General features: G+C 68.9%; 12 protein-coding genes. 10 read left to right on the forward strand and 2 right to left on the reverse strand.

What is annotated here, in order from left to right:
* From infB to ABD056_RS11405, 10 genes are all read left to right on the forward strand, one after another.
* Nucleotides 1-2,106: translation initiation factor IF-2 (infB, locus tag ABD056_RS11360; protein WP_343866721.1), on the forward strand; the 2,106-nt coding region annotated here is incomplete at its 5' end.
* A gap of 95 nt (nucleotides 2,107-2,201) precedes the next feature.
* On the forward strand, nucleotides 2,202-2,762 hold the full coding sequence (rbfA, locus tag ABD056_RS11365) for a 30S ribosome-binding factor RbfA (protein ID WP_343866723.1): 561 nt from the start codon (nucleotides 2,202-2,204) through the stop codon (nucleotides 2,760-2,762).
* Nucleotides 2,752-3,690: a tRNA pseudouridine(55) synthase TruB gene (gene truB, locus ABD056_RS11370; RefSeq protein WP_343866724.1), complete on the forward strand. Its 939-nt coding sequence runs from the start codon at nucleotides 2,752-2,754 to the stop codon at nucleotides 3,688-3,690. The genes rbfA and truB overlap by 11 nt, the downstream gene beginning before the upstream one ends.
* A gap of 4 nt (nucleotides 3,691-3,694) precedes the next feature.
* A complete protein-coding gene (rpsO, locus tag ABD056_RS11375) occupies nucleotides 3,695-3,964 on the forward strand; it encodes a 30S ribosomal protein S15 (protein ID WP_343866725.1) in 270 nt (89 codons plus the stop codon).
* Between the two features lie 301 nt (nucleotides 3,965-4,265).
* Nucleotides 4,266-6,395: a polyribonucleotide nucleotidyltransferase gene (pnp, locus tag ABD056_RS11380; RefSeq protein ID WP_343866727.1), complete on the forward strand. Its 2,130-nt coding sequence runs from the start codon at nucleotides 4,266-4,268 to the stop codon at nucleotides 6,393-6,395.
* A gap of 73 nt (nucleotides 6,396-6,468) precedes the next feature.
* Nucleotides 6,469-7,209 (forward strand): glycerophosphodiester phosphodiesterase, encoded by a 741-nt coding sequence (gene ugpQ, locus ABD056_RS11385; protein WP_343866729.1) that lies wholly within the window; start codon nucleotides 6,469-6,471, stop codon nucleotides 7,207-7,209.
* Nucleotides 7,210-7,317: 108 nt separating this feature from the next.
* Nucleotides 7,318-8,715 carry an NAD(P)H-dependent flavin oxidoreductase gene (locus tag ABD056_RS11390; RefSeq protein WP_343866731.1) on the forward strand — a complete coding sequence of 466 codons (1,398 nt, stop codon included), beginning with the start codon at nucleotides 7,318-7,320 and terminating at the stop codon, nucleotides 8,713-8,715.
* Nucleotides 8,716-8,860: 145 nt separating this feature from the next.
* Nucleotides 8,861-9,274, forward strand: coding sequence for an iron response transcriptional regulator IrrA (irrA, locus tag ABD056_RS11395; RefSeq protein WP_343866733.1), 414 nt, complete (start codon nucleotides 8,861-8,863; stop codon nucleotides 9,272-9,274).
* A 186-nt stretch (nucleotides 9,275-9,460) separates the two neighbouring features.
* A complete protein-coding gene (locus ABD056_RS11400; protein WP_343866734.1) occupies nucleotides 9,461-10,603 on the forward strand; it encodes a DUF2336 domain-containing protein in 1,143 nt (380 codons plus the stop codon).
* The gene (locus ABD056_RS11405; RefSeq protein ID WP_343866735.1) at nucleotides 10,603-12,150 is read left to right on the forward strand and encodes a sensor histidine kinase; all 1,548 of its coding nucleotides are present in this window, start codon (nucleotides 10,603-10,605) and stop codon (nucleotides 12,148-12,150) included. Before ABD056_RS11400 ends, ABD056_RS11405 begins: the two co-directional genes overlap by 1 nt.
* Nucleotides 12,151-12,161: 11 nt before the next feature.
* On the opposite strand, the gene ABD056_RS11410 is transcribed toward ABD056_RS11405, so the two are convergent.
* On the reverse strand, nucleotides 12,162-13,046 hold the full coding sequence (locus ABD056_RS11410; RefSeq protein ID WP_343866737.1) for an ABC transporter permease: 885 nt from the start codon (nucleotides 13,044-13,046) through the stop codon (nucleotides 12,162-12,164).
* The gene (locus ABD056_RS11415) at nucleotides 13,043-13,858 is read right to left on the reverse strand and encodes an ABC transporter ATP-binding protein (RefSeq protein ID WP_343866739.1); all 816 of its coding nucleotides are present in this window, start codon (nucleotides 13,856-13,858) and stop codon (nucleotides 13,043-13,045) included. Before ABD056_RS11415 ends, ABD056_RS11410 begins: the two co-directional genes overlap by 4 nt.
* Nucleotides 13,859-13,870 lie beyond the last annotated feature (12 nt).

The raw sequence follows: 13,870 nt of genomic DNA on the forward strand, positions 1-13,870 counted from the left end.
CCGGCCGCGGCTGCCCCCGGCGCCCGTCCGGCGGCCGCTCCGGCCCGCCCGGAAGACCGCCCCGCGGTGCGTCCGCCGGCCGCCCGTACCGACGACGAGGACGAGGACCGTCCGCGCCGTCCCGGTGCCGGCGGTGGTGCCGGCGCTGCCCCGAAGGGCGGCGTGCCCGCTCGCAAGGTGACGGCGCCCAAGGCGACCGATGCCGGCAAGCGGCGCGGCAAGCTGACCATTTCGGCGGCGCTCGACGACGAGGAACGCGGTCCCCGCGGCCGCTCCGTCGCCGCCATGCGGCGCGCGGCGCAGAAGGAGCGCCGCAAGCAGCAGGGCTTCAGCCAGCCGACCGAGAAGCAGGTCCGCGAGGTGATCATCCCCGAGACGATCACCGTGCAGGAACTCGCCAACCGCATGGCCGAGCGCGCGCCCAACGTCATCAAGACGCTGATGAAGATGGGCGTCATGGCGACCATCAACCAGCCGATCGACGCCGATACCGCCGAACTGGTGGTGGCGGAATTCGGCCACAGCGCCCGCCGCGTGTCGGAAGCCGACGTGCTGGAAGGCCTGGGCGGCGGCGACGACAACGTCGACGAACTGGTCTCGCGCCCGCCGGTGGTCACCGTCATGGGTCACGTCGACCACGGCAAGACCTCGCTGCTCGACGCCCTGCGCGAAACCGACGTGGTGTCGTCGGAAGCCGGCGGCATCACCCAGCACATCGGTGCCTATCAGGTCACCCTACAGTCGGGCGACAAGATCACCTTCATCGACACCCCGGGCCACGAGGCGTTCACCGCCATGCGCTCCCGCGGTGCCAAGGTGACCGACATCGTCGTGCTGGTGGTGGCGGCCGATGACGGCATCATGCCGCAGACCATCGAAGCCATCCGCCACGCCCGCGCCGCCGAGGTGCCGGTGGTGGTGGCCATCAACAAGATGGACAAGCCGGGCGCCAACCCGGACCGCATCCGCCAGGAACTGCTCAACCACGAGCTGGTGGTGGAAGAGATGGGCGGCGACGTGCTGTCCATCGAGGTCTCGGCCAAGAAGCGCCTGAACCTGGAGAAGCTGGAGGAGGCCATCCTCCTGCAGTCGGAAATCCTGGACCTCAAGGCCAACCCGAACCGCATGGCCGAAGGCACCGTGGTCGAGGCCAAGATGGAAAAGGGCCGCGGCTCCGTCGCCACTGTCCTCATCCGTCGCGGCACCCTGAAGGTGGGCGACATCTTCGTCGCCGGCACCGAGTGGGGCCGCGTGCGCGCCATGATCGACGACCGCGGCAACCGCGTCGAGGAAGCCGGTCCGGCCTTCCCGGTGGAGGTGCTGGGCTTCCAGGGCACGCCGCAGGCCGGTGACGACTTCAGCGTCGTCGAGGACGAAGCCAAGGCCCGCGACGTCGCCAGCTACCGCCAGCGCAAGGAACGCGAGGCGCTGGCCGTCAAGTCGGCGCGCGGCTCGATGGAACAGATGTTCGCCAAGATCAAGGCGGGCGAGGCCAAGGAACTGCCGGTGGTCATCAAGGCCGACGTGCAGGGTTCGGTCGAAGCCATCGTCGGCACGCTGGAGAAGCTGTCGACCGAAGAGGTCAAGGTGCGCGTGCTGCACTCGGCCGTCGGCGGCATCAACGAGTCCGACATCACCCTTGCCAAGGCGTCGGAAGCGCTGGTCATCGGCTTCAACGTCCGCGCCAACCCGCAGGCCCGCGAGCTGTCGCGGCGTGACGGGGTGGAGATCCGCTACTACTCGATCATCTACGACGTGGCGGAAGACATCCGCCGGGCCCTCACCGGCCTGCTGGAGCCGACCTTCCGCGAGAAGTTCATCGGCTACGCCCAGATCCGCCAGGTGTACAACATCACCAAGGTGGGCAAGGTCGCCGGCTGTATGGTCACCGAAGGCATCATCAAGCGCGGCTGCAAGGTCCGCCTGCTGCGCGACGATGTGGTGATCCACGAAGGCGAGCTGGGCCAGCTCAAGCGCTTCAAGGACGACGTCCGCGAGGTGCGCGAGGGCTTCGAGTGCGGCATGTCGTTCGCCAACTACGACGACATCAAGGAAGGCGACCTCATCGAGTGCTTCGAGATGGAGGAAGTGGCGGCGGAGCTGTAAGGCCCGCTTCCACGACCCGGTTGAGTGTGAAGCCCGGCCCCGCCGGGCTTCACCGCATTCGGCCCTTCTTCCCGTACTGAAAGGACGTTCAAGCCATGACCAGAGCGCGCGGCAAACCGCCCAGCCAGCGCCAGCTGCGGGTCGGCGAGGAAATCCGCCACGCCCTTGCCTGGGCGCTGGAGCGCGGCGATTTCGGCAACGCTGGCCTCGACCGCCCGGTGACCGTGACCGAGGTGCGCGTCAGCCCCGACCTGCGCAACTGCACTGCCTTCATCACCCCGCTCGGCGGCGGCGACCCCAAGCCGGCGCTGCAGGCCCTCAAGCGCCTCGCCCCCCACCTGCGCCACGAACTGGCGCGGCAGGTGCGGATGAAGTACGTGCCCAACCTGTTCTTCCAGCCCGACGAAAGCTTCGACGAGGCGCAGCACATCAACCTGCTGCTGCACAGCCCGCAGGTGGTGCGCGACCTCGACCGCCCCGACCCCTATGAAGAGGGCTTCGCGGACGAGGACGACGAGGACGAAGACGAAGACCTCGACGCCGGCGCCCAGGCGGCGGACGACGACGACCTCGACGAAGACGAAGACCTCGACGACGAAGACGACGAAGACGACGGCGCTGCCCGCCGCGACTCCGGGGACCGGCATGGGGCGTAAGCGTCGCGGCCAGCCCATCGACGGCTGGCTGGCCGTCGACAAGCCGGTCGGCATGACGTCGACGGCGGTGGTGTCGCGCGTCCGCCGGGTGCTGGACGCCGCCAAGGTCGGTCATGGCGGCACGCTCGATCCGCTGGCGTCGGGCGTGCTGCCCATCGCGCTGGGCGAGGCGACCAAGACCGTCGCCTACGTCATGGACGGCAGCAAGACCTACGCGCTGACCGTGCGCTGGGGCGAGGAACGCTCCACCGACGACCGCGAGGGCGAGGTCACCGCCACCTCCGACGTGCGGCCAACGCGGGAGCAGATCGAGGCCGCCCTGCCGGCCTTCATCGGCGAGATCGAGCAGGTGCCGCCCAAGTTCTCCGCCGTCAAGGTGGAGGGCCGCCGCGCCTACGACCTCGCCCGCCGCGACGAGGAGGTGGAGCTGAAGGCCCGCCGCATCCTCATCCGCGACTTCTCGCTGCTGGCCATGCCCGATGCCGACCATGCGGAATTCCGCGTCGTCAGCGGCAAGGGCGCCTACATGCGGAGCCTCGCGCGCGATCTTTCCCGCGCCCTTGGCACCGTCGGTCACGTGGCGGCGCTGCGCCGTACCGCCTGTGGCCCGTTCACGGAAGATAACGCGATTTCGCTGGATAACTTGGACCCCCTCGGTCATAGTGCCGCGTCATCCGACTTCCTGCTTCCCGTCGCGACCGCGCTGGACGACATCCCGGCTCTGGCCCTGACGGAAGTGGAGGCCGAGCGCCTGACGCACGGACAGCCCATTCCGGTGCTGCCCGTCGTTCGGCGTTCCTCGGTTCAAGGCGTCGTTGCCGGTATCACGGTGCGCGCCATGTGCGGGGAACGTGTGGTGGCTCTGGCCAGGATCGAAGGCGGCGAGGTCCGCCCGGTCCGCGTCATCAACTCGCAAAGTGAAAGGTAAGCCGATGTCGATTACTGCCGAGCGCAAGCAGGAACTGATCGCCGAATACGCCCCGAAGCCGGGCGACACCGGTTCGCCGGAAGTGCAGATCGCGATCCTGACCGAGCGGATCAAGAACCTGACCGAGCACCTGAAGGCGCACAAGAAGGACACGCACTCCCGTCGTGGCCTTCTCATCCTGGTCGGTCAGCGTCGCCGCATGCTCGACTACGTGAAGCGGAAGGAAGTGGCCCGCTACGAATCGCTCATCGAGCGCCTCGGCATCCGCCGCTGATCATCGCATACCAGGCACGGCCCGCTTCCGGTTCTCCGGGGCGGGCCGTCACCGTCCGGCGGGCATGCCGGCGGTGACTTTGCGGCACCCGATCCTTACTCCCCGCACCGCGGGTTTCGGGCCCTCCGCGCGCCATCGTTCGGTCACGCGCCGCCGCGCGGCACACCATTGCGGCGGTTGCGGCGTTACCCGGTGACGGCATCAGGTGCCGACCATGTCCGTGGACTGACAGCTCGGCCGGCCGAAAGGCGGCTGGCGGGGTGCGCAATCCGGCGCCGGTCCAGATCCAGAGGAAGTTTCAATGTCCATGTTCAACGTGTTCCGCAAGGAAATCGAGTGGGGCGGTCGTACGCTGGTGCTGGAAACCGGCAAGATCGCCCGTCAGGCCGACGGCGCCGTGCTGGTGACCTACGGCGACACCACGGTGCTCGCCACGGCGGTCGGTTCGAAACAGAAGTCCAACTTCGATTTCTTCCCGCTGACCGTGAACTACCAGGAGAAGACCTTCGCCGCGGGCAAGATCCCCGGCGGCTTCTTCAAGCGTGAAGGCCGTCCGTCGGAGAAGGAGACGCTGGTCTCCCGCCTGATCGACCGTCCGATCCGTCCGCTGTTCGCCGAAGGCTACCGCAACGAGACCCAGGTGGTCGCCACCGTGCTGTCGCACGACCTGGAGAACGACCCCGACATCGTGGCGATGATCGCCGCCTCGGCCGCGCTGACCATTTCCGGCCTGCCGTTCCTCGGCCCCATCGGCGCCGCCCGCGTGGGCTACATCGACGGCCAGTACGTGCTGAACCCGACCTCCGACCAGATGAAGGAAACGGCGCTCGATCTCGTGGTCGCCGGCACCATCCAGGGCGTGCTGATGGTCGAGAGCCAGGCGAGCGAGCTGTCGGAAGACATCATGCTCGGCGCCGTCACCTTCGGCCACGACAGCTTCCAGCCGGTGATCAAGGCGATCATCGAGATGGCGCGGGCCTGCGCCAAGGAACCGCGCAGCATCGACCCGGTGGCGCCCGAGTTCGCCGTGGTGAAGGACAAGCTCGGCGCCCTGCGCGACGAGATCAAGGCCGCCTACAAGATCATCGCCAAGACCGAGCGCCACAACGCCCTGTCGGCGATCAAGGAAAAGTTCGTCGCCTCGCTGGCCGACAACGATGCCGAGCTGGCCGTCGCCGGCAAGGTGTTCAAGGAAGTCGAGTCGGAAGTCATGCGCCGCGCCGTGCTTGAAACCGGCACCCGCATCGACGGCCGCGACACCAAGACCGTGCGCAAGATCGAGTCGGAAGTCGGCTTCCTGCCGCGCGCCCACGGCTCGGCCCTGTTCACCCGCGGCGAAACCCAGGCGATGGTCACCGTCACCCTGGGCACCGGCCAGGACGAGCAGATCATCGACGCGCTGGAAGGCGAATACCGCGAACACTTCCTGCTGCACTACAACTTCCCGCCGTACTCGGTGGGCGAGACCGGCCGCATGGGCAGCCCGGGCCGCCGCGAAATCGGCCACGGCAAGCTGGCCTGGCGCGCCGTGCGGCCGCTGCTGCCGAAGAAGGAAGACTTCCCCTACACCCTGCGCGTGGTGTCGGAGATCACCGAATCCAACGGCTCGTCGTCCATGGCGACGGTCTGCGGCGCTTCGCTCGCCCTCATGGACGCCGGCGTGCCGCTGGCCCGTCCGGTGGCCGGCATCGCCATGGGCCTGATCAAGGAAGACGACGGCTTCGCCGTGCTGTCCGACATCCTGGGTGACGAAGATCACCTGGGCGACATGGACTTCAAGGTGGCCGGCACCGAACAGGGCGTCACCTCGCTGCAGATGGACATCAAGATCACGTCCATCACCAAGGAGATCATGGAGGTCGCCCTGCGCCAGGCGCGCGACGGCCGCCTGCACATCCTGGGCGAGATGGCCGCGGCCCTGACCGGCGCCCGCGACTCGGTGGCGGCCAATGCGCCGCGCATCACCACCATCACCATCAACCCGTCCAAGATCCGCGACGTCATCGGCTCCGGCGGCAAGGTGATCCGCGAGATCACCGAGCAGACCGGCACCAAGATCGACATCGAGGACGACGGCACCATCAAGATCGCCTCCGCCAACCCGGAGAACACCGATCGCGCCGTCGCCTGGATCAAGGGCATCGTGGCCGAGCCGGAACTGAACGCGATCTACACCGGCAAGGTGGTCAAGATCATGGACTTCGGCGCCTTCGTGAACTTCCTCGGTTCGCGCGACGGCCTCGTCCACATCTCCGAGCTGGCGCCGCACCGGGTGAAGAACACCGGCGACGTCGTCAAGGTCGGCGACATGGTCAAGGTGAAGTGCCTCGGCTTCGATGATCGCGGCAAGGTCAAGCTGTCCATGAAGCAGGTTGACCAGGAAACCGGCCGCGACATCAGCGGGGACGATGAGAAGCAGTCGGCCGAATAAGGCCGCGTCGGCGACGGCCGGGCCTCGGGCAACCGGGGCCTGGCCGCCGCCGCTTCTCGCCAGGGAGCGTTCCATGCCCGAACTGTCCTTCGTCCTGCCGCGGGTGATCGCCCATCGGGGTGCCTCGGCGGCGGCGCCGGAAAACACGCTGGCCGCCTTCCGGCGGGCGCGTGAGGAAGGCGCGACGTGGATCGAATGCGACGTCAAGCTGACCGCCGACGGGCGGCCGGTGATCTTCCACGACGACACGCTGGACCGCACCACCGACGGCAGCGGCCCCATGGTCGATGCGCCGCTGGATGTGGTCGGCGCCCTGGATGCCGGCGGCTGGTTCTCGCCGGATTTCCGCGGCGAGCCGGTGCCGACGCTGGAAGAGACGCTCGATCTGCTGGCCGACCTCGGCATGGGGGCCAACCTGGAAATCAAGCCCTGCCCGGGCCGCGAGCGGGAAACCGCGGCGGTGACGGCGGCGGCGGTGCAGCCCTACCTCGACCGGGTGCCGGTGCTGCTGTCGAGCTTCGCCGACGAGTCGCTGGCAGCCGCCCGCGAGGCGGCGCCGGATGTGCCGCGCGGCCTGCTGGTGGAGGCGGTGCCGGCGGACTGGCAGGCGCGGGCGGCGGCGCTGGAGTGCGTCGCCCTGCACGTGGATGCCGTTCCCCTGACCGCCGAGCAGGTAGCGGCGATGCGCGCGGCGGGGTACAAGGTTGTGGTCTGGACGGTAAACGGGGAAAGTGAAGCCCGCCGTCTGGTCGAATGGGGTGTCGATGCCGTGATTACCGATGCGCCGCAGCGCATTGGGGCGGCCATCGGCTGATACGGACGGAACGGGTGGTTTCGGCGGGTGCCCCGCCGACCCATATGGAACGGGCCGGCGTGCTCCCGCGGGGGCCGGCGGCGGGTCAGCAGTCAAGAGGATAGTCGGGTGAAGGCGATCGAGCCGATTCTCATCTCGGGGAAGGAAGTCCTGCCGCTGGTCGAAGGCGGCAAGGGTGTCGCGGTGTCCACCGGCCGGAGTTCCGGCGCCTGGGCGGCGGCCGGCGGCGTGGGAACGTTTTCAGGCGTCAATGCCGATTCCTACGACGAACACGGCAACATCGTGCCCATGGTCTACCACGGCAAGACCCGCCGGGAACGCCATGACGAGCTGATCGCCTTCGGCATCAAGGGCGGCATCAACCAGGCCCGCGTCGCGCATGAGATGAGCAACGGCGAAGGCCGCATCCACATGAACGTGCTGTGGGAAATGGGCGGCGCCGAGCCGGTGCTGGAAGGCGTGCTGGAAGGGGCCAAGGGCCTCATCCACGGCGTCACCTGCGGCGCCGGCATGCCCTACCGGGTGGCCGAGATCGCCGTCAAGCACGGCGTCTACTACTACCCGATCGTGTCCTCCGCCCGCGCCTTCCGCGCCCTGTGGAAGCGCAGCTACCACAAGCACCCGGAATTCCTCGGCGGCGTGGTCTATGAAGACCCGTGGCTGGCCGGCGGCCACAACGGCCTGTCCAACAGCGAAGACCCGCGCGAGCCGCAGGCGCCCTATCCGCGCGTTGCCGAGCTGCGCAAGGCCATGCGCGACATGAACGTGCCCGACGTGCCCATCTTCATGGCCGGCGGCGTGTGGTGGCTGAGCGAGTTCGAGGACTGGATCGGCAACCCCGAGCTTGGGCCCATCGCCTTCCAGTTCGGCACCCGGCCGCTGCTGACCAAGGAAAGCCCCATTTCCGACGAGTGGAAGCACCGCCTGCTGACGCTGCAGCCGGGCGACGTGCTGCTGCACCGCTTCAGCCCGACCGGGTTCTACTCCTCGGCGGTGAAGAACGACTTCCTGCAGGATCTGGTCGACCGTTCCGAACGGCAGATCCCCTATGTCCGCAAGCCCGAGGGCGTGCTGACGGCGGCGCTCGCCATCGGCGCCCGCGGCCGCGAGGTGTTCGTCGAGCCGCAGGACAAGGAACGGGCGGAACAGTGGATGGCCGCCGGCTATACCGAGGCCATGCGCACCCCCGACAGCACCCTGGTGTTCGTCACCCCGGACAGCCAGGCGAAGATCCTGAAGGATCAGATCGACTGCATGGGCTGCCTGTCGGCCTGCAACTTCTCCAACTGGTCGCAGCACGGCGACTACACCACCGGCAAGGCGGCCGATCCGCGCAGCTTCTGCATCCAGAAGACGCTGCAGAACATCGGCCACGGCGGCGACGTGGAGAACGAGCTGATGTTCGCCGGCCACAACGCCTATCGCTTCGGCAAGGACCCGTTCTACAACGGCGGCTTCATCCCGACCGTGAAGGAACTGGTCGAGCGCATCATGACCGGTTACTGACATCGCCATCCGCGCCGCGGGGTCCGGCCCGCCGCCCGATCCACGGGCGGGGGCGGGAACCCTGTGGTGCGCTTGGCTGTTCCTTTCCGTGTCGCGACAGGTTACGTTTTAACTGGTGTTATTTCGGCTTGCGGACATGCTGCCCATGACCATGACCTGCGTTCCCGGGAACCTGATGGACCGCCTGCGCGGCGCCGGCTTGCGGCCGACGCGGCAGCGCATCGCCCTGGCGCGCCTGCTGTTCGAGGACGGCGACCGCCACCTGACCGCCGAGCAGCTGCACACCATGGCGCTGACCGCCGACATCCGGGTGTCGCTGGCCACGGTCTACAACACCCTGCACCAGTTCACCGACGCCGGCCTGCTGCGGGAAATCGTGGTCGACAGCGGCCGGTCGTACTTCGACACCAACACCAGCGACCACCACCACTTCTTTTACGAGCGCTCCGGCCGGCTGGAGGACATCCCCTTCGGGCAGGTTCAGCTGACCGCCGTGCCGCAGGCGCCGGAAGGCACCAGCATCCGGCGGGTGGATGTGGTGGTGCGCGTCGACGGCTGACCGTCGACCGGTGCTTCTGACGAAAGTCAGGCGCGGGACTAAAGTCTCGGAAACACCATCATAAAGTGGTGCCCTGTCGCCACTTTGCCCTTCATCATTCGGATTATCCTGGTGTAGCATCTGCGCTGCAGGGTCCGGCGGTCGCGCAGGCGGCCGCATGGCGGGTGGACGGGGGAAACAGGGTTCTTGCCGGCGCAACCAGGGGTCATCGACGAGGCGGCATTGCTGCGTCTGGCGCGGGAGAAATCCGCCGACGCCCGCGCCCGCCTTGCGGCCACCATCAGCGATCTGTTCGCCGAGCAGGGGCGGGTGCTCACCGACCGCGAACGCGCCCTGATGGCCGACATCCTGCGCCGCATCCTGCGCGAGATCGAGATCAGCGTCCGCCGTCAGGTGGCGCAGGCCATCGCCAGCCAGGACGACCTGCCGCGCGACCTGCTGGTGTTCCTCGCCAACGACGAGATCGAGGTCGCCTTCCCCATCCTGCGCGGCAGCCGCGTGCTGCAGGACGAAGACCTGATCGAGGTTATCCGCAACCGCACCCTGGAACACCAGCTGGCCATCGCCAACCGCTACCACGTCAGCGCCGCGGTGTCGGAGGCGCTGGTGCAGACCGGCCGCCAGGAAGTCATCCGCGAGCTGCTGCAGAACAAGGACGCCACCATCGGCGAGGCCACCATGGAATACCTGGTGGAACAGTCGCGCCGGGTGGATACCTTCCAGGAACCCATCCTGCGCCGCGCCGACCTGCCGGAAGACCTCGCCCGGCGCATGTTCCTGTGGGTATCGGCGGCGCTGCGCACCTACATCGTCGACCGCTTCGCCCTGCCGCCGGCGGTGGTCGACGACCTGATGGAGCGGGCGGCGCGCGAAGGCATCGCCCGCACGGTGGAGGAAGGCCGCGAGCGGCCGTCGGAAAAGCTGGCCGAGCGCCTGGCCCGCCACCGCGCCATCACGCCGGAACTGCTCATCTCCGCCCTGCACGACGGCGAGGTGTCGCTGTTCGTCAGCCTGCTCGCCCGGCTGGCCGAAATGCGCGAGCCGCTGGCCAAGCGCATGCTGTTCGAACCGGGCGGCGAGGGGCTGGCCATCACCTGCAAGGCGCTGGGATTCCCGCGCAAGGATTTCTCCGTCATCTTCCTGCTGTCGCGCAAGGCGCGGCCGGAAAATGCCCGCACCTTCAAGCAGGACCACGAGGCCGCCATGGCCTTCTTCGACCGCATTGATACCCTGGCGGCGCAAAGCGTGCTGCGCCAGTGGCAGCGCGACCAGGACTACCTGAAGGCCCTGCGCGAGATCGAAAGCGGCCCCCTGGGCGGGAGGCGGTGATGGGCCTGCCGGGCCGTCACGGCGAGCCGGATGCCCGGCAGCGCCTGTACGACCTGACCCGCCTGGTCTCCGACTGGATCTGGGAAACCGACCCTGACGGAAGGTTCAGTTATATCTCCGGCCGGGTGCTCGACGTGCTCGGGCTGCTGCCGGAGGAAGTGCTGAACCGCCCCTTCGCCAGCCTGTGCGACGACCCCGCCGTGGCCACCCGGCTGGCCGGGCGCGGCGCCTTCCGCGACGTGCCGGCGGTGTTCCGCACCCGCCGCGATCAGGCCCGCCACATGCTGGTCAGCGCCCTGCCGTTCTATGACCTCGACAGCGGCGATTTCGCCGGCATGCGCGGCACCTGCCGCGACGTCACCGAACAGGTGCAGGCGGAGGCGGCGCTGAAGGCCCAGCTGGAGTTCCAGCAGGCGCTGCTGGACGCCATTCCTGCGCCAGTGTTCTACCGCCGCGGCGATGGCCGCTACGGCCTCGTCAACAGCGCCTTCGCCGCCATGCTCGGCCGCACGCGCGAGGCCATCGTCGGCCGCACCCTGTTCGACCTGTTCCCGCTGGAAACCGCCCGCCGGTTGCTGGCGGCGGAGGCGGAACTGACCGCCGGCGGCGGCGGCGCCCGCAGCGTCATGGACCGCCTGCCGTGGCCGGAGGCGGAACCGCGCGACGTCATCCTCACCCTTGCCACCACCCGCGACGCCGGGGCGGCGGCCGGGCCGGAGCCCGATCCCGCCGAGGGCCAGGGGCTGATCGGCGTCGTTACCGACATCACCGACCGCATGCGGGCGGAACGCGACCTGCAGGCGTCGGTGCGGGCGCTGGAGCGCAGCAACCGCGAGCTGGAGCTGTTCCTGCACATCGCCAGCCACGACCTGCAGGAACCGACCCGCAGCGTCGTCAGCTTCTGCCAGCTGCTGGCGAAAAGCCTGGAAGGCAGCCTGAGCGACGAGCAGCAGGACTACATGAACCACGCCATGGACGGCGCCCGCCGCATGCGGCTGGTGGTGCAGGATCTCGGCACCTACGCCCGCGCCGGCTCGCGCGAGGCGGTGCCGGCGCGGGTGGACATGGCGGCGCTGGTGGCCGAGGTGCTGCGCAGCCTGAAGCCGCAGATGGCCGACTGCGCCGCCGCCGTCACCGTCGGCGCCCTGCCGGTGGTGCAGGCCGACCGCGGTCAGGTGGCGGAACTGGTGCGCAACCTGATCGACAACGCCCTGAAGTTCTGCGCCGAGGACCGGCCGCCGGCCATCGGCATCGACGCCTGGCGCGACGACGCCGCCTCGCCGTTCTGGACCTTCCGCGTCAGCGACAACGGCATCGGCATCGAAGCCCGTCACCACGACCGCATCTTCGGCCTGTTCCAGCGCCTGCACCGCCGCGACCGCTATGGCGGCACCGGCATCGGGCTGGCCGTCTGCCGCAAGATCGTGGAACGTCACGGCGGCCGCATCTGGGTCGACAGCCAGCCCGGCAAGGGCACCAGCGTGCTGTTCACCCTGCCGGCCCTGCCGTCGGCCGCCCCATCGGGCGGCGACAGCGACGGCGGCTGAGGCGGCGGCTTCTACTCGCCGACGTTCAGCAGCAGGCCCAGGCGGCGCGCCGTGCGGAAGGTGCGCAGGAACAGCAGCACCGCCAGCCCCAGGTAGAGCACGTTCAGGGCCACCGCGCCGGTGAACAGGTCCCAGCGGAACACGCCGTCGAACATCACCGCCCGCATGCCCTCGAACACATAGGCCGGCGGCAGCGCCCAGGCCACCGGCTGCAGCCAGCCGGGCAGGGCGTCGATGGGGTAATAGATGCCGCTGACCGGCCCGAAGGCGAAGATCGCCACCCATGCCAGGCTCTCCGCCCCCAGGCCGTAGCGCAGGATCAGGGCGCTGACTGCCAGCCCGATGGCCCAGCCGCTGACCAGCAGGTTGGCGAAGAAGGTCAGCAGCGGCAGGCCCATGGCGAAGATGTTGTACTCGTAGAACCAGATGGCCAGCAGCGCCGCCGGCAGCAGGCCGATGGTGGTGCGGATGAAGCTCATGGTCATGATCGCCGCCACCAGTTCATAGGGCCGCAGCGGGCTGACGAACAGGTGGCCGAGGTTGCGCGACCACATCTCCTCCATGAAGGAGATGGACAGGCCGAGGTTGCCGCGGAACATCACGTCCCACAGCAGCACCGCCGCCAGCAGCACGCCGAAGGCCTGCGCCACCCAGCTGGAATGCTGCATGAAGAACATGGTGATGAAGCCCCACAGCACCATCTGCATGGTCGGCCAGTAGGCCAGTTCCAGCAGCCGCGGCACCGACGACCGGAGGACATAGAGGTGCCGCAGCACCACCGCGAACACCCGCCGGCCGGCGAAGGTGGCGGAGGTGGGGCGCTGGATCGGGCTGAAGCCCTGGTCCTCCGGCGGCGGGGCAGGCGGGGCGGACGGGTGTGGCAGGGGACGGGTCATTCCGACAGGCTCTCCGGTGCGGTGCCGCCGCCGGGGCGGTTGGGATCACGCTCGGGCGGTTCGGCCGGCTGTGCCTCGACCCGCCCGCGGGCGATGTCGAGGAACACGTCCTCCAGCGTGGCGCGGCCATAACGGCCGAGCAGGGCCGCCGGGGCGCCACGGTCGAACACCCGGCCGCCCTTCATGATCAGCACGTCGTCACACAGCCGCTCCACCTCCTGCATGTTGTGGCTGGCGAGGAACAGGGTGGCGCCGGTGCGCTTCTGATAGCCGCCGAGGTAGGTGCGGACCCAGTCGCCGGTGTCGGGGTCGAGGGAGGCGGTGGGCTCGTCCAGCAGCAGCAGGGCGGGGTCGTTGAGCAGCGCCTTGGCCAGCGCCACGCGGGTCTTCTGCCCGGCCGACAGCTTGCCCGACGGCCGCTTCATCAGGTGTTCGATGTCGAGGTCGCGGGCCAGCTCGGCGATGCGGCCGCGCGGGTCGCGCAGGCCGTAGAGGTGGGCATAGACCATCAGGTTCTCCCGCACCGTCAGGCGGTGGGGCAGGTCCACATAGGGGCTGGAGAAGTTCATGCGCGGCAGCACCCGGTGGCGGTCGGCCAGCATGTCGTGGCCGAGCACCCGGATGCTGCCGGCGGTCGGCAGCAGCAAGCCGAGCAGCATGGAGATGGTGGTGGTCTTGCCGGCCCCGTTGCCGCCCAAGAGGGCGACGGTGCTGCCGGCGGGGACCGAGAAGGTGAGGCCGTCGACGGCGGTGACGGCGCCGTAGCGCTTGGTCAGGCCGTCGACGGCAATGGCGGGAGACGAATGGCTCATGGCGGCGACTAT

Source organism: Caenispirillum bisanense (genome assembly GCF_039523075.1).
In the GTDB taxonomy this organism is placed as follows: domain Bacteria; phylum Pseudomonadota; class Alphaproteobacteria; order Rhodospirillales; family Rhodospirillaceae; genus Caenispirillum; species Caenispirillum bisanense.